Raw genomic sequence first — 14,856 nt, forward strand, 5'->3', positions numbered from 1 at the left:
CCGATGAGAGCTTTTACCCAACACACAGGTTTAGTCGCGCCGTTGGACCGTGCCAACGTCGACACCGATCAGATCATTCCCAAGCAGTTCTTGAAATCGATCAAGCGCACTGGCTTCGGCCCTAACCTGTTCGACGAGTGGCGCTACCTGGACGTGGGCTACGCCTACCAGGACAACTCCAAGCGCCCGTTGAACAAGGACTTCGTGCTCAACGCCGAGCGCTACCAGGGCGCCAGCGTGCTGCTGGCCCGGGAAAACTTCGGCTGCGGCTCCAGCCGTGAACACGCGCCGTGGGCCCTGGAAGAATATGGCTTTCGCAGCATCATCGCGCCGAGCTATGCCGATATCTTCTTCAACAACAGCTTCAAGAACGGCTTGCTGCCGATCATCTTGAGCGATGCTGAAGTCGATGAGCTGTTCCAGCAGGTGGAAGCCAATCCTGGCTATGAGCTGAAGATCGACCTCGCGGCGCAAACCGTTACCCGTCCGGATGGCAAGGTGCTGAGCTTTGAACTCGACGCCTTCCGCAAACATTGCCTGATCAATGGCCTGGACGATATCGGCTTGACCTTGCAGGACGGCGAGGCGATTGCTGCGTTTGAAGCCAAGCACCGGGCGAGCCAGCCGTGGTTGTTTCGCGACGCGTAAAAACTGTAGGAGCGAGCTAGCTCGCGAAAAACCTGAGAGCGCCGTTGGGTGTCAGGTTCCCAGCGTTATCGCTGGCGACCTTCGTGAGCAAGCTTGCTCCTGCAAAAAGAAGCACTCCAATAAGGAAATGACGATGACCAGCACCGTCCACACCCAAGTCGTACAAAAACAATTCGGTGAACAGGCCTCGGCCTACCTGAGCAGTGCTGTTCACGCTCAAGGCACCGAATTCGCACTGCTACAGGCCGAGCTGGCCGGGCAGGGCGCTGCACGACTGCTGGACTTGGGTTGCGGTGCTGGTCATGTCAGCTTCCATGTTGCGCCGCTGGTTAAAGACGTGGTGGCCTACGACCTGTCGCAACAAATGCTCGACGTGGTCGCCGCCGCTGCCGTGGATCGCGGGCTGAGCAACATCAGCACCGTGCAGGGCGCCGCCGAACGCTTACCGTTCGCCGATGGCGAATTCGATTTCGTGTTCAGCCGTTACTCGGCTCACCACTGGAGCGACCTCGGCCTGGCCCTGCGGGAAGTGCGCCGGGTGCTCAAGCCTGGCGGTGTAGCTGCTTTCGTCGACGTCTTGTCACCGGGCAGCCCGCTGTTGGACACTTACCTGCAAACCGTCGAAGTGCTGCGCGACACCAGTCATGTGCGCGATTACTCCGCCGGTGAGTGGATGCGCCAGATCAGCGAAGCCGGTTTGCACGTGCGCAACAGCAGCCGCCAGCGCCTGCGCCTGGAATACAGCTCCTGGGTTGAACGCATGCGCACGCCGCAAGTCTTGCGCGCCGCCATCCTGCAGTTGCAGCAGGCTATGGGCCAGGAAGTCCGCGATTATTTTGAAATTGAAGCCGACGGCTCCTTCAGCACCGACGTGCTGGTGGTGTGGGCCGAACGCTAGAATTGTTCCCGACCTGCCTGTGGGCGGGTCGCCCGATGAAATGAGGAAAGCATGAGCAAGCAGATTCTGATTCTCCCAGGCGACGGCATTGGTCCGGAAATCATGGCCGAAGCGGTCAAGGTGCTGGAACTGGCTAACGAGAAATACAGCCTGGACTTCGAATTTAGCCACGATGTCATCGGCGGCGCCGCCATCGACAAATACGGCGTGCCCCTGGCCGACGAAACCCTGGACCGTGCTCGTGCAGCCGACGCCGTGTTGCTGGGCGCCGTGGGTGGCCCGAAATGGGACAAGATCGAACGTGACATCCGCCCTGAGCGCGGCCTGCTGAAAATTCGTGCGCAGTTGGGCCTGTTCGGCAACCTGCGCCCGGCGATCCTGTACCCGCAACTGGCTGACGCCTCCAGTTTGAAGCCGGAAATCGTTGCCGGTCTGGACATCCTGATCGTTCGTGAGCTGACCGGCGGTATCTACTTCGGCTCGCCCCGTGGCGTGCGCGAACTGGAAAACGGCGAGCGTCAGGCCTACGACACCCTGCCGTACAGCGAAAGCGAAATCCGCCGTATCGCCCGTGTCGGTTTCGATATGGCGCGGGTGCGCGGCAAGAAGCTGTGCTCGGTGGACAAGGCCAACGTGCTGGCTTCCAGCCAACTGTGGCGTGAAATCGTCGAGCAAGTGGCCCAGGACTACCCGGACGTCGAGCTGAGTCACATGTACGTCGACAACGCCGCCATGCAGCTGGTGCGTGCACCCAAGCAGTTTGACGTGATCGTCACCGACAACCTGTTCGGCGATATCCTGTCCGACCAGGCGTCGATGCTCACCGGCTCCATCGGCATGCTGCCGTCGGCGTCCCTGGACACCAACAACAAGGGCATGTACGAGCCTTGCCATGGTTCGGCGCCGGATATCGCTGGCCTTGGCATTGCCAACCCGTTGGCGACCATTTTGTCGGTGTCGATGATGTTGCGTTATAGCTTCAGCCTGGGCGACGCGGCAGACGCCATCGAGAAGGCGGTAAGCCTGGTGCTGGATCAAGGCCTGCGCACTGGCGACATATGGTCGCAGGGTTGCACCAAGGTCGGGACGCAGGAAATGGGCGACGCAGTAGTCGCCGCGCTGCGGAATCTGTAATCTCTCGGGCCCGCTTGCAGTTGTTGCTGCCGGGCGGCCCACTTTTGAACAAGGTGTAGTTGCGATGAAACGTGTAGGTCTGATCGGTTGGCGCGGTATGGTCGGTTCCGTGCTCATGCAGCGGATGCTGGAAGAGCAGGATTTCGATCTTATTGAGCCGGTGTTTTTCACCACTTCCAACGTTGGTGGCCAAGGGCCGTCTGTGGGCAAGGACATTGCTCCGCTCAAGGACGCCTACAACATTGAAGAGCTGAAAACCCTCGACGTGATCCTGACCTGCCAGGGTGGCGACTACACCAGCGAAGTATTCCCCAAGCTGCGCGAAGCCGGCTGGCAGGGTTACTGGATCGACGCCGCCTCCAGCCTGCGCATGCAGGATGACGCGGTCATCGTCCTCGACCCGGTGAACCGCAGGGTCATCGACCAGCAGCTCGACGCCGGGACCAAGAACTACATCGGCGGCAACTGCACCGTCAGCCTGATGCTGATGGGCCTGGGCGGCTTGTTCGAAGCCGGCCTGGTGGAGTGGATGAGCGCCATGACCTATCAGGCGGCCTCCGGTGCTGGCGCGCAGAACATGCGTGAACTGATCAAGCAAATGGGCGCCACCCACGCCGCTGTCGCCGATCAACTGGCCGATCCGGCCAGCGCCATTCTCGACATCGACCGCCGTGTCGCCGAAGCCATGCGCAGTGATGCCTACCCAACCGAGAACTTCGGTGTGCCGCTGGCTGGCAGCCTGATCCCGTGGATCGACAAGGAACTGCCTAACGGCCAGAGTCGCGAAGAGTGGAAGGCCCAGGCCGAGACTAACAAGATCCTCGGTCGCTTCAAGAGCCCGATTCCGGTGGATGGTATCTGTGTGCGTATCGGCGCCATGCGTTGCCACAGCCAGGCGCTGACCATCAAGCTCAACAAAGACGTGCCGATCGCCGATATCGAAGGACTGATCAGCCAGCACAACCCCTGGGTCAAGCTGGTGCCGAACCAGCGTGAAATCAGCATGCAGGAGCTGAGTCCGACCAAGGTCACCGGCACCCTGAATGTGCCGATTGGCCGTCTGCGCAAGTTGAACATGGGTACCCAGTACCTGGGCGCGTTCACTGTTGGCGACCAATTGCTGTGGGGCGCGGCCGAGCCGCTGCGTCGCATGCTGCGGATCTTGCTGGAGCGTTGATCGCGTAAGGCAATAATGAAGAAACCCGCGCTCTGGTAACAGGCGCGGGTTTTTTATTGTTGTTTCGAGCCTCATCACACAGCCCAGGCCAATTGCCTCGCTCCCACCCAGCCGGTAAAGTGCCGCTCCCCCCGTAATGCCCGAGGCAGCCTCCATGACCCAGACCTTTGATATCGCCGTGATCGGAGCCACAGGCACGGTTGGCGAAACGCTGGTGCAGATTCTCGAAGAGCAGGATTTTCCGGTGGGGGCCCTGCACCTGTTGGCCAGCAGTGAATCGGCTGGGCATTCGGTGCCGTTTCGCGGCAAGAACGTGCGGGTTCGGGAAGTGGATGAGTTTGATTTCAGCAAGGTCAAGTTGGTGTTCTTCGCCGCAGGCCCAGCCGTTACCTTGAGCTTCGCCCCACGGGCCACGGCGGCGGGTTGTGCGGTAATCGACTTGTCTGGCGCCTTGCCTGCCGATCAGGCGCCTCAAGTGGTGCCAGAAGCCAATGCTCATGTGTTGGACTCGCTGAAAAAGCCTGTGCAACTGGGCAGCCCTAGCGCATCTGCCACCGCCCTGGCCGTCGTACTGGCGCCGCTGCGCGGTTTGCTGGACATCCAGCGCATCAGCGTCACCGCTAACCTGGCGGTTTCCTCCCAGGGCCGTGAGGCCGTCAGCGAACTGGCCCGGCAAACCGCCGAGCTGCTGAACGTGCGTCCTCTGGAGCCAAAATTCTTCGACCGGCAGATTGCCTTCAACCTGTTGGCCCAAGTCGGCACCCCTGATACACAAGGCCATACCTCCCTGGAGAAGCGCCTGGTGCACGAGTTGCGCGCTGTTCTGGAAATGCCCTTACTAAAGATTTCCGTAACCTGCGTTCAAGCCCCGGTGTTTTTTGGCGATAGCCTGAGTGTGTCGCTGCAATTGGGTGCAGCGGTTGACCTTGGCGCCATCAACCTTGCATTGGATGCAGCACCCGGCGTCGAGCTGGTGGAGGCGGGCGATTACCCTACCGCCGTTGGTGATGCGGTCGGCCAGGATGTTGTCTACGTAGGTCGGGTGCGCGCGGGTGTAGATGATCCTGCGGAACTAAATCTCTGGCTGGCGTCAGATAACGTACGCAAAGGCGCCGCACTCAACGCCGTGCAATTGGCGCAGTTGTTGATAAAAGACCTTGTGTAAAAGATACTTGGCAGCAATTTGTAGATTGATTCTAACTAGGCGCTATGCTTGGCCTGATTGCAGGAAGTGAGCCGCTGTCGAAGGCTGCAGGCCCACGCAGGAAAAATTGCGCGTCGGTGACCCATCGACTCGCCATGCCTTGTGGCAGCGGTACCAAACCTTCTCGCCGGGCGAGGAGCGTTCAAACAAAGGATGAGGCTATGGTTCAAGTTCGCAAACTGGTGTTAGCAATAGCGGCCGCCTCGGCGCTGTCCTCCGGTATGGCGCATGCGCTGCAACTTGGGGAGATGACACTCAAGTCGCAGCTGAACCAGCCGCTGTCAGTAGAAATTGAACTGCTTGATGTGGGTGGTCTGGCAGCCTCTGATATCGTTCCTAGCCTGGCATCTTCCCAGGCCTTTGTTGACGCGGGTGTCGACCGTCAGGCCTTTCTTGACGACCTGACCTTCACTCCGGTGCTCAATCCCGCCGGTCGCAGCGTGGTACGCATCACCTCCAGCAAGCCGTTGCCTGATTCCTATGTGCGCTTCCTGTTGCAAGTGCAGTGGCCTAACGGCCGGCTGATGCGCGATTACAGCGTGTTGCTGGACCCGGCCAAGTTCGATCAGTCGACCCCGGCGGCCAATGTACCTGCGCCACGGCTCGATGCGCCTGCTATCCCGGCGGCGGCCATCAGTAAACCCTCCGAATACACCACCACTTCCCGGGATACGCTCTGGGAAATTGCTGCCAAGGCCCGTAATGGCGGGTCCGTCCAGCAAACCATGCTGGCCATCCAGGCACTGAATCCCGACGCCTTTGTCGACGGTAATATCAACCGCATGAAGACCGGCAAGGTCCTGCGCCTGCCTGACCCGGTGCAAAGCACCAGCTTGCCGCAGCCTCAGGCGATAGCTGAAGTGACCGTGCAGAATGCTGCCTGGCGCCAGGGCCGGCGTGGTGCGAACAACCAGGTTGCAGGGCGGCAACAGTTGGACGCTACCCGGCGCACCCAGGCTGGCAATGCGCCTTCGCAGACCGCAGCCAAGGACAACTTGAGCCTGGTTTCGGCCGAAGCCGCCAAGGCTGGCTCGAAAGGCGCAGCGGGTGACAGCAAGGCCTTGAGCAACAAGCTGGCGGTGACCCAGGAGAGCCTGGATTCGTCCCGTCGCGAAAACGAAGAACTGAAAAGCCGCATGACTGACCTGCAAAGTCAGTTGGACAAGCTGCAGCGGTTGATCGAACTCAAGAACAATCAACTGGCGAAGTTGCAGGCCGAAGGTGGTACGGCGGTGCCGCCTGCCGCGATGCCGGCCGAACTGGCCGCGACGCCCGCAGCCGCGGAACACCCTGTGACTGCTCCTGTGGCTGCTCCCGCCGCAGCGCCTGCCGAGGAGCCGATCAAGCCCGAAACGCCAGCCACTCCCGAAGGCAAGTTTAATGACCTACTGACCAACCCGATCGTCCTGGGTGTGATCGGTGGTGCGGCAGGTTTGCTGGTGTTGTTGCTTCTGCTGCTGTGGGCCCGTCATCGCAATGCGCGGCTGGAAGAAGAAAAACACCTGCGCATGGCTCGGGCACTGGCAGAGGAGCCGGAGTTTTCGTCGAATATTGATCAAGATCTGCCGTCTGACAGCTTCGAAGGTCTTGAGGTCCCGCCGGCGAACGTCAAGCTCGCACCAGCACCAGCACCAGCACCAGCACCAGCACCAGCACCAGCACCAGCACCGAAGCCCGCGCCCGTCATTGTTCCGGTGATTGTGCCTGTGATTGCGCCAGTGGCTGCTGAGCGTGCGAGCGACGCCTTGGCGCAGGCCCAGTCCCACTTGGATCGTGGTCATCTGAACCAGGCTGGTGAAGTGCTGGAGGACGCCATCAAGCAGGAGCCCGCGCGTAGCGATCTGCGCCTCAAGCTGATGGAAGTCTACGGCCAGCAGGGCGACAAGGATGGGTTTGTGACCCAGGAGCGGCAGTTGGTCGCCAATGGCGAAAACCACGCTCAGGTCGAACAGTTGAAAAGCCGCTTCCCGGCCATGGCTGTACTGGCTGTCGGCGTCAGTGCCGCCGTCGCGGCCGCCGCGATGGATGCCCAGTACGTCAAGGACCTGCTCAAGGACGAACCTGCGCCGCCCGCCGTTACTGAAACGGATGCGTTCGACACGGATTTCGACCTGAGCCTGGACGATCTTGAAGCCGCCTCTCCGGCCGTTGTTGCCCCCCAAGTTGATGACCTGAGTTTTGAATCGGTCTTGCAGCAACAGACTGAAGCCAAGGCCAGTCAGGATGACCTGTCGGATTTCGACCTGGATTTGCAGCTTGATCCTCCGTCCTCGACTCAGGACGATGACGACTTCCTGTCAGGCCTTGAAGATCAAATGAAGGACCTGCCTGCCGTTGAACCGCCGACCCTGACGCCGGCCGCGTTGGACGACCTGGACCTGCCGGAAGACTTCGACCTGTCCCTGGCCGATGAGCCGGATGCTCCAGCGGGCGCCAAGCCGGACGAGTTTTCCTCGGAGCTGGACGACGTCAACGCCGAGCTGGATCGTCTGTCCCAGAGCCTTGAGAATCCGCCGATCGAGCCGACGTTCACGGCCGAAGATGCGGCGCTGGGCGGTGATGAGCCGGAATTCGACTTCCTTTCCGGCACTGACGAAGTCGCCACCAAGCTGGACCTGGCCCAGGCTTACATCGATATGGGCGACGCCGATGGTGCGAGGGACATTCTTGGAGAGGTACTCAGCGAAGGGAGTGACGGCCAGAAGAGTGAGGCCAAGGAAATGCTCAGCCGGCTGGCTTGATCGGTGAGTTGAACAAAGCGGCAGCCTTCGGGCTGCCGTTTTGATTTCTGCCTCCAACTAAAAACACGAGATACATGGCGCCCGGCCCTCGCAGCCTTATAATGGGCGCCTTTGCGCAACTCATCAGGCTCTCAGTTCTTGGCAAATATAGATAACGCGGCCGCCGAAATGGCGGCCTCAGGCTTTTTCAGAATCGCTTTGGGCGTGGAATACAAAGGCTCGCGCTATTGCGGCTGGCAGCGCCAGGCTTCTGGGGTGAAGACCGTGCAGGAGACCCTTGAAAAGGCACTGTCAAAAGTCGCCGACTCACCGGTTTCGCTGATGTGCGCCGGGCGGACCGACTCTGGTGTGCATGCCTGCGGGCAGGTGGTGCATTTCGACACCCAGGCCGAGCGCTCGATGAAGGCCTGGGTCATGGGCGCCAATATCAATTTGCCCCATGACATCAGTGTCAGTTGGGCCAAGGTGATGCCAGCCGATTTTCACGCGCGGTTCAAGGCCATCGCCCGCCGTTACCGCTATGTGATCTACAACGACCAGATTCGCCCGGCACACCTGAACGAAGAAGTCACCTGGAACCATCGACCTCTGGATGCAGAGCGCATGGCGCAAGCGGCCCAGCATCTGGTTGGCGTCCATGATTTCAGCGCGTTTCGTGCCGGCCAGTGCCAGGCCAAGTCGCCTATCAAGGAAGTCCATCACCTGCGGGTAACCCGCCACGGCAAGATGATCGTCCTGGATATCCGCGCTGGAGCCTTTCTGCATCACATGGTGCGCAATATCGCCGGTGTGTTGATGACCATCGGTACTGGTGAGCGCCCGGTGGAATGGGCCAGGGAAGTATTGGAAGGCCGGGTTCGCCGCACGGGTGGGGTGACGGCTCATCCGTTCGGCCTGTACCTGGTGGATGTCGAGTACCGGAGCGAGTTTGAGCTGCCGCAACGTTTCATCGGGCCACACTTCCTTACCGGTTTCACTGAACTTGACGGCTGACGCCCGGAAAAGCATTTGTTACCATCCGGAACTTTCTCGGATAAGCCCTGAGGTTCCAACGACATGTCAGCCGTTCGCAGCAAGATTTGCGGGATTACTCGCATAGAGGACGCATTGGCGGCAGTCGAGGCGGGGGCCGATGCCATCGGCTTTGTGTTTTATGCCAAAAGCCCACGGGCGGTGAGTGCGCAGCAGGCGCGGGCGATCATCGCCGCATTGCCGCCGTTTGTGACCACCGTGGGGTTGTTCGTCAATGCCAGCCGCTGCGAGCTCAATGAAACCCTCGATGCCGTGCCGCTGGACCTGTTGCAGTTCCACGGCGACGAGACCCCGGCCGACTGCGATGGGTATCACCGCCCTTACATCAAGGCGCTGCGGGTCAAGGCAGGCGACGATATTGCGGCCAGTTGCGCAGCATTTACCGGGGCCAGCGGGATTCTCCTCGATACGTATGTCGAAGGTGTACCGGGTGGTACAGGTGAGGCGTTTGATTGGTCATTGATACCTGAGGGTTTAAGCAAGCCGATAATCCTCGCCGGCGGCCTGTGCGCAGGCAATGTCGCCCAGGCTATTGCTCAGGTCCGGCCTTACGCCGTCGACGTCAGCGGTGGGGTAGAGCAGGGCAAGGGCATCAAGGATCACGCCAAGATTCGCGCATTCATGCAGGCAGTACGCAGCAGCAGTGGCTCGATGTGACGGCTGGCAGTCTGCCGCCGTCAGTAACTACCACTGTGTAAAACAGGCCGGCGCTGCCTTTTGGGCGGCGCCCAATGAAGTGGCAACCACGCGCTGGCGGGTTGTCTGGAAGGCTGAGGGCACAGGCAGGAAATGGCTGGTCGAACGCTTGACCCCGTCCTGGATGTGCCATCGCCACATAATGAATTTAGCTCAAGGGCATACGCGGGGCTGTGTTCAAGCCACCGGTACTGGAGAAAGAAAGCATGAGCAACTGGTTAGTAGACAAACTGATCCCCTCGATCATGCGTTCCGAGGTGAAAAAAAGCTCGGTCCCTGAAGGTCTTTGGCACAAGTGCCCGTCCTGCGACGCGGTGCTGTACCGTCCGGAGCTGGAAAAGACCCTGGACGTTTGCCCCAAGTGCAACCACCACATGCGTATTGGCGCCCGCGCCCGCATCGACATTTTCCTTGATGCCGATGGCCGCGCCGAACTGGGCGCTGATCTGGAGCCGGTGGACCGCCTCAAGTTCCGCGACGGCAAGAAGTACAAGGACCGCCTGACCGCCGCTCAGAAGCAGACCGGTGAGAAGGACGCGCTGATTTCCATTAGTGGCAAGCTGCTGGGCATGCCCGTGGTGGTTTCCGCATTTGAGTTCTCCTTTATGGGCGGCTCCATGGGGGCCATCGTTGGTGAGCGTTTCGTACGTGCCGCCAACTACGCCCTGGAAAACCGTTGCCCGATGATCTGTTTTGCCGCCTCCGGTGGTGCGCGGATGCAGGAAGCGTTGATCTCGCTGATGCAAATGGCCAAGACCTCTGCGGTGCTGGCGCGTCTGCGTGAAGAAGGTATTCCGTTCATCTCGGTGCTGACCGATCCGGTCTACGGCGGCGTTTCCGCCAGCCTGGCCATGCTGGGTGACGTGATTGTCGGCGAACCCAAGGCCCTGATCGGCTTTGCCGGCCCGCGCGTGATCGAGCAAACCGTTCGCGAAAAACTGCCAGAAGGTTTCCAGCGCAGCGAATTCCTCCTGGAGCATGGCGCGATCGACATGATCATCGCCCGCTCCGAGTTGCGTCCACGCCTGGGCAACCTGCTGGCGCAAATGATGGGCCTGCCGACGCCTGTGTACATTGCGCCCGCTGTCGAGCTGATCGTGGTTCCGCCGGTGCCTGCAAACATATGATCCAACGTACCCTGGGCGAATGGCTCGCCTACCTTGAGCAGTTGCATCCATCAGCCATCGACATGGGCCTGGAACGCTCGCAACAGGTAGCGGCCCGCCTTGGGTTGGGGCGTCCGGCTCCTCGGGTGATCACGGTCACTGGCACCAACGGCAAGGGTTCTACCTGCGCCTTTGTTGCCGCCTTGCTGCAGGCCCAGGGCTTAAAGGTCGGCGTCTACAGCTCGCCGCACCTGCTGCGTTACAACGAGCGCGTACAGCTCAATGGTGTCGAAGCTACTGATGAGCAGTTGTGCGAAGCCTTTGCTGCGCTCGATGCGGGGCGCGGCGAAATTTCCCTGACTTATTTCGAAATGGGTACCCTGGCAGCGCTCTGGCTGTTTGAGCGTGCCCGGCTGGATGTGGTCGTGCTCGAAGTCGGCCTCGGCGGGCGCCTGGACACGGTCAATGTGGTGGATGCCGACCTTGCGTTGGTGACCAGCATTGGCGTCGATCACGTCGACTACCTCGGTGACACCCGTGAGTCGGTGGCCTATGAAAAGGCCGGGATCTTCCGTCAGGGCAAGCCTGCGCTGTGTGGCGACCTGGACCCACCGCATACCTTGCTGGACAAGGTTGGCGAGCTGGATTGCCCGTTCTTCCTGCGGGGGCGTGATTTCACCCTTGAGGTTGGCGATGAGCATTGGTCGTGGCGTGGGCTCGATGTTCGCGGGCAAGTGGTCGAGTTGCGCAATTTGCCGCTGCTGAACTTGCCGATGGAGAACGCCGCGCTCGCCCTCCAGGCCTATCTGTTGCTGGATTTGCCGTGGGATACCGTGCAGATTGCCGATACCTTGCAGGGTACACAGGTGGTCGGTCGTCTGGATCGCCGTGCATTCGAGTGGGGCGGCAAGCGTCTGAATCTGTTGCTGGACGTGGGGCATAACCCCCATGCCGCTGAATACCTGGCCCGGCGTCTGTCACGCAAGCCGCCGGTGGGCCGTCGTCTGGCGGTGTTCGGGCTGTTGTCCGACAAAGACCTGGGCGGTGTCGTTGCGCCTTTGTTGAATAACGTACAGTCATGGGCAGTTGCGCCGCTGGATACGCCTCGCAGCCGTCCCGCCGCCGATGTGCAGGTGGCGTTGCAGAACCTTGGTGCATCGGTGACGTCCTATGCAAGCGTGACTGCTGCATTGGAAGCCCAGTGCGCTGTTGCAGTGCCCGAGGACGAGATTCTGTTGTTCGGATCATTTTATTGTGTTGCCGAGGCGCTTGAGTGGTTAGCCCGGCGCTCCACGGAGGAAGCTGCACATGGCATTACTGGATAGCGCGTACAAGCAGCGAATGGTCGGGGCCTTGGTTCTGGTTGCGCTGGCAGTAATTTTTCTGCCGATGCTGTTTTCCCGCCAGGATGAACAGCGCCAGGTGACCGTCGAAGCTCCGGCTGCCCCTCAGGCGCCTGTGATGCCTCAGGTTCAGGTTGAGCCGGTGGTGGTGCCTGAACCTCAGGCCTTGCCGCAAGAGCCGGTGCCGAGCGACGAAGAGATCGCCGAGCAGGAAGCTGCTTCGATGCCGGCCCAGCCAAGCGTTCCGGCGGTAAAGCCGACGGCTGCGCCAGCCAAGCCCGTGGCACCAAAGGCTGTGGCTCCGCAGCCAGCGGCGCCGGGCAAGCCTGATGTCGGGCAGAACCGTATTGATCCCAATGGCCTGCCGATCAGTTGGTCGGTGCAACTGGCCAGCCTGGCCAATCGCGAAAGCGCCGAAAGCCTGCAGAAAACCCTGCGTAGCCAGGGTTATAACGCCTACATACGTACCGCCAATGGCAAAAATCGGGTATTTGTCGGGCCGCTGATCGAGCGAGCCGAGGCTGACCGCTTGCGTGACCTGCTGGGTCGCCAGCAGAACCTCAAGGGCTTTGTCGTGCGCTTCCAGCCAGAGCGCGGCTAAAATTGTAGGAGCGTCCCCTTGCTCCTACAGTGATGATGCAGACTCAACTCATTGATTTGCAAAGCACTGCTAATCGCAGCTTACCGATAGCCCGGCGCTCTGCTAAAATGCGCCGCCTTATCCGTCTGTAGGCTGTACTGTGCCATTTACCTGGGTTGACTGGGCGATCGTTGCAATCGTCGCCATCTCCGCTTTGATCAGTCTAAGCCGCGGCTTCGTTAAAGAAGCATTGTCGTTGCTGACCTGGATCATCGCAGGAGTCGTAGCCTGGATGTTCGGTGGCTCTTTGGCCGTGTATCTCACCGGATACATCGAAACACCTTCGGCTCGCGTCATCGCGGGCTGCGCCATCATGTTCATCGCCACGCTGCTGGTGGGAGCAATGGTCAATTATCTTATCGGCGAATTGATACGTGTCACCGGACTCTCCGGGACCGATCGATTTCTCGGCATGGTCTTCGGCGCCGCGCGTGGCGCATTGCTGGTGGTCGTGGCGGTCGGGCTGTTGAGCCTGGGCCCGGTACAGCAGGATTCGTGGTGGCAGGAGTCAGCTCTTGTGCCAAAATTTCTATTGGTTGCAGATTGGTCCAAGAACCTCATATTGGGGTGGAGCAGTCAGTGGCTGGCCAGCGGAATCAGCGTGCCCGCTGATCTTCCGTTCAAGGAACACCTCTTGCCGGCCAAAACGTCGCAATAAGTTGTGTTCAGTCAAGATTCATTAAGTAGGGGTTGCGTCGCATGTGTGGCATCGTCGGTATCGTCGGTAAGTCGAACGTCAACCAGGCGCTGTATGACGCGCTAACCGTCCTCCAGCACCGCGGCCAGGACGCTGCCGGTATTGTGACCAGCCACGACGGCCGGTTATTCCTGCGCAAGGACAATGGTCTGGTGCGTGACGTGTTTCATCAGCGTCACATGCAGCGCCTCGTCGGGCACATGGGCATTGGCCATGTGCGTTACCCGACTGCGGGCAGCTCGACCTCGGCCGAAGCTCAACCGTTTTACGTCAACTCGCCCTATGGCATCACCCTGGCGCACAACGGCAACCTGACCAACGTTGAACAGTTGGCCAAGGAGATTTACGAGTCTGACCTGCGTCACGTCAACACCAACTCCGACTCGGAAGTGCTGCTTAACGTGTTCGCTCACGAGCTGGCCCAGCGCGGCAAGCTGCAGCCAACCGAGGAAGACGTGTTCGCCGCCGTGACTGACGTGCACAACCGTTGCGTCGGTGGCTACGCCGTCGTGGCGATGATCACCGGCTACGGCATTGTCGGTTTCCGCGACCCGAACGGCATTCGTCCGATCGTCTTCGGCCAGCGTCATACCGACGAAGGCGTCGAGTACATGATCGCCTCCGAAAGCGTGTCCTTGGACGTGCTGGGCTTCACCCTGATCCGTGACCTGGCGCCGGGCGAAGCGGTGTACATCACTGAAGACGGCAAGCTGCACACCCGTCAGTGCGCCCTCAATCCGAAACTCACCCCGTGCATCTTCGAGCACGTCTACCTGGCGCGTCCGGATTCGATCATCGACGGTGTTTCGGTGTACAAGGCGCGTCTGCGCATGGGTGAGAAGCTCGCCGACAAGATCATGCGCGAGCGTCCAGAACACGACATTGACGTAGTGATCCCGATTCCGGACACCAGCCGTACTGCAGCGCTGGAGCTGGCCAACCACCTGGGCGTCAAGTTCCGCGAAGGTTTCGTCAAGAACCGTTACATCGGCCGCACCTTCATCATGCCGGGCCAGGCTGCGCGCAAGAAGTCGGTACGCCAGAAGCTCAACGCTATCGAGCTGGAGTTTCGCGGCAAAAACGTGATGCTGGTGGATGACTCCATCGTGCGTGGCACCACTTGCAAGCAGATCATTCAGATGGCCCGTGAAGCAGGGGCGAAGAACGTCTACTTCTGCTCCGCTGCGCCTGCCGTGCGTTATCCGAACGTCTACGGCATCGACATGCCGAGTGCTCATGAACTGATCGCCCATAACCGTTCGACCCAGGACGTTGCAGACCTGATCGGCGCTGACTGGCTGATCTACCAGGACCTGCCGGACCTGATCGAGGCGGTCGGCGGTGGCAAGATCAAGATCGAAGAGTTCGATTGCGCGGTGTTCGACGGCAAGTACGTCACTGGCGATGTCGACGAGGCTTACCTGAACAAAATCGAGCAGGCGCGTAACGACTCCTCGAAGATCAAGACCCAGGCGGTCAGCGCGATCATCGATCTGTATAACAACTGAGTAAACACCGGCCCTGAGGGGCCGGTTTTGTA

General features: G+C 60.3%; 13 protein-coding genes. All 13 read left to right on the forward strand.

The features are described 5' to 3' along the window. Positions 1-3: 3 nt before the first annotated feature. The 13 genes from leuD (at position 4) to purF (ending at position 14,824) form a co-directional block, all read left to right on the forward strand. The gene (gene leuD / locus ACZRJ6_RS23725; protein ID WP_149413710.1) at positions 4-648 is read left to right on the forward strand and encodes a 3-isopropylmalate dehydratase small subunit; all 645 of its coding nucleotides are present in this window, start codon (positions 4-6) and stop codon (positions 646-648) included. Positions 649-781: 133 nt separating this feature from the next. After that, a complete protein-coding gene (locus tag ACZRJ6_RS23730; RefSeq protein ID WP_463970412.1) occupies positions 782-1,546 on the forward strand; it encodes a class I SAM-dependent methyltransferase in 765 nt (254 codons plus the stop codon). Positions 1,547-1,597: 51 nt separating this feature from the next. Continuing rightward, positions 1,598-2,680, forward strand: coding sequence for a 3-isopropylmalate dehydrogenase (gene leuB / locus ACZRJ6_RS23735; protein WP_463970411.1), 1,083 nt, complete (start codon positions 1,598-1,600; stop codon positions 2,678-2,680). A 64-nt stretch (positions 2,681-2,744) separates the two neighbouring features. Continuing rightward, the gene (gene asd, locus ACZRJ6_RS23740) at positions 2,745-3,857 is read left to right on the forward strand and encodes an aspartate-semialdehyde dehydrogenase (RefSeq protein ID WP_133102956.1); all 1,113 of its coding nucleotides are present in this window, start codon (positions 2,745-2,747) and stop codon (positions 3,855-3,857) included. A gap of 154 nt (positions 3,858-4,011) precedes the next feature. Next, positions 4,012-5,022 (forward strand): aspartate-semialdehyde dehydrogenase, encoded by a 1,011-nt coding sequence (locus ACZRJ6_RS23745; RefSeq protein WP_463970410.1) that lies wholly within the window; start codon positions 4,012-4,014, stop codon positions 5,020-5,022. Between the two features lie 200 nt (positions 5,023-5,222). Beyond that, entirely contained in the window at positions 5,223-7,802 is a 2,580-nt protein-coding gene (locus ACZRJ6_RS23750) for a FimV/HubP family polar landmark protein (protein WP_463970409.1), read from the forward strand. Between the two features lie 168 nt (positions 7,803-7,970). Next, entirely contained in the window at positions 7,971-8,795 is an 825-nt protein-coding gene (gene truA / locus ACZRJ6_RS23755; protein WP_463970456.1) for a tRNA pseudouridine(38-40) synthase TruA, read from the forward strand. A gap of 63 nt (positions 8,796-8,858) precedes the next feature. Beyond that, positions 8,859-9,491: a phosphoribosylanthranilate isomerase gene (locus ACZRJ6_RS23760; protein WP_149413705.1), complete on the forward strand. Its 633-nt coding sequence runs from the start codon at positions 8,859-8,861 to the stop codon at positions 9,489-9,491. A 245-nt stretch (positions 9,492-9,736) separates the two neighbouring features. Further along, the gene (gene accD, locus ACZRJ6_RS23765; protein WP_463970408.1) at positions 9,737-10,657 is read left to right on the forward strand and encodes an acetyl-CoA carboxylase, carboxyltransferase subunit beta; all 921 of its coding nucleotides are present in this window, start codon (positions 9,737-9,739) and stop codon (positions 10,655-10,657) included. Next, positions 10,654-11,961, forward strand: coding sequence for a bifunctional tetrahydrofolate synthase/dihydrofolate synthase (gene folC / locus ACZRJ6_RS23770; protein WP_463970407.1), 1,308 nt, complete (start codon positions 10,654-10,656; stop codon positions 11,959-11,961). The genes accD and folC overlap by 4 nt, the downstream gene beginning before the upstream one ends. Further along, positions 11,945-12,580 (forward strand): SPOR domain-containing protein, encoded by a 636-nt coding sequence (locus ACZRJ6_RS23775; protein ID WP_463970406.1) that lies wholly within the window; start codon positions 11,945-11,947, stop codon positions 12,578-12,580. The genes folC and ACZRJ6_RS23775 overlap by 17 nt, the downstream gene beginning before the upstream one ends. Before the next feature lie 139 nt (positions 12,581-12,719). After that, entirely contained in the window at positions 12,720-13,277 is a 558-nt protein-coding gene (locus tag ACZRJ6_RS23780) for a CvpA family protein (RefSeq protein WP_149413701.1), read from the forward strand. Between the two features lie 41 nt (positions 13,278-13,318). After that, entirely contained in the window at positions 13,319-14,824 is a 1,506-nt protein-coding gene (gene purF / locus ACZRJ6_RS23785) for an amidophosphoribosyltransferase (RefSeq protein WP_149413700.1), read from the forward strand. Positions 14,825-14,856 lie beyond the last annotated feature (32 nt).

The organism is Pseudomonas sp. C321, from assembly GCF_055407105.1.

What these genes read in the sequence shown, in the direction of transcription:
- leuD (WP_149413710.1), top strand. Translation starts at nt 4, where the DNA reads ATGAGAGCTTTTACCCAACACACAGGTTTAGTCGCGCCGTTGGACCGT.
- ACZRJ6_RS23730 (WP_463970412.1), top strand. Translation starts at nt 782, where the DNA reads ATGACCAGCACCGTCCACACCCAAGTCGTACAAAAACAATTCGGTGAA.
- leuB (WP_463970411.1), top strand. Translation starts at nt 1,598, where the DNA reads ATGAGCAAGCAGATTCTGATTCTCCCAGGCGACGGCATTGGTCCGGAA.
- asd (WP_133102956.1), top strand. Translation starts at nt 2,745, where the DNA reads ATGAAACGTGTAGGTCTGATCGGTTGGCGCGGTATGGTCGGTTCCGTG.
- ACZRJ6_RS23745 (WP_463970410.1), top strand. Translation starts at nt 4,012, where the DNA reads ATGACCCAGACCTTTGATATCGCCGTGATCGGAGCCACAGGCACGGTT.
- ACZRJ6_RS23750 (WP_463970409.1), top strand. Translation starts at nt 5,223, where the DNA reads ATGGTTCAAGTTCGCAAACTGGTGTTAGCAATAGCGGCCGCCTCGGCG.
- truA (WP_463970456.1), top strand. Translation starts at nt 7,971, where the DNA reads ATGGCGGCCTCAGGCTTTTTCAGAATCGCTTTGGGCGTGGAATACAAA.
- ACZRJ6_RS23760 (WP_149413705.1), top strand. Translation starts at nt 8,859, where the DNA reads ATGTCAGCCGTTCGCAGCAAGATTTGCGGGATTACTCGCATAGAGGAC.
- accD (WP_463970408.1), top strand. Translation starts at nt 9,737, where the DNA reads ATGAGCAACTGGTTAGTAGACAAACTGATCCCCTCGATCATGCGTTCC.
- folC (WP_463970407.1), top strand. Translation starts at nt 10,654, where the DNA reads ATGATCCAACGTACCCTGGGCGAATGGCTCGCCTACCTTGAGCAGTTG.
- ACZRJ6_RS23775 (WP_463970406.1), top strand. Translation starts at nt 11,945, where the DNA reads ATGGCATTACTGGATAGCGCGTACAAGCAGCGAATGGTCGGGGCCTTG.
- purF (WP_149413700.1), top strand. Translation starts at nt 13,319, where the DNA reads ATGTGTGGCATCGTCGGTATCGTCGGTAAGTCGAACGTCAACCAGGCG.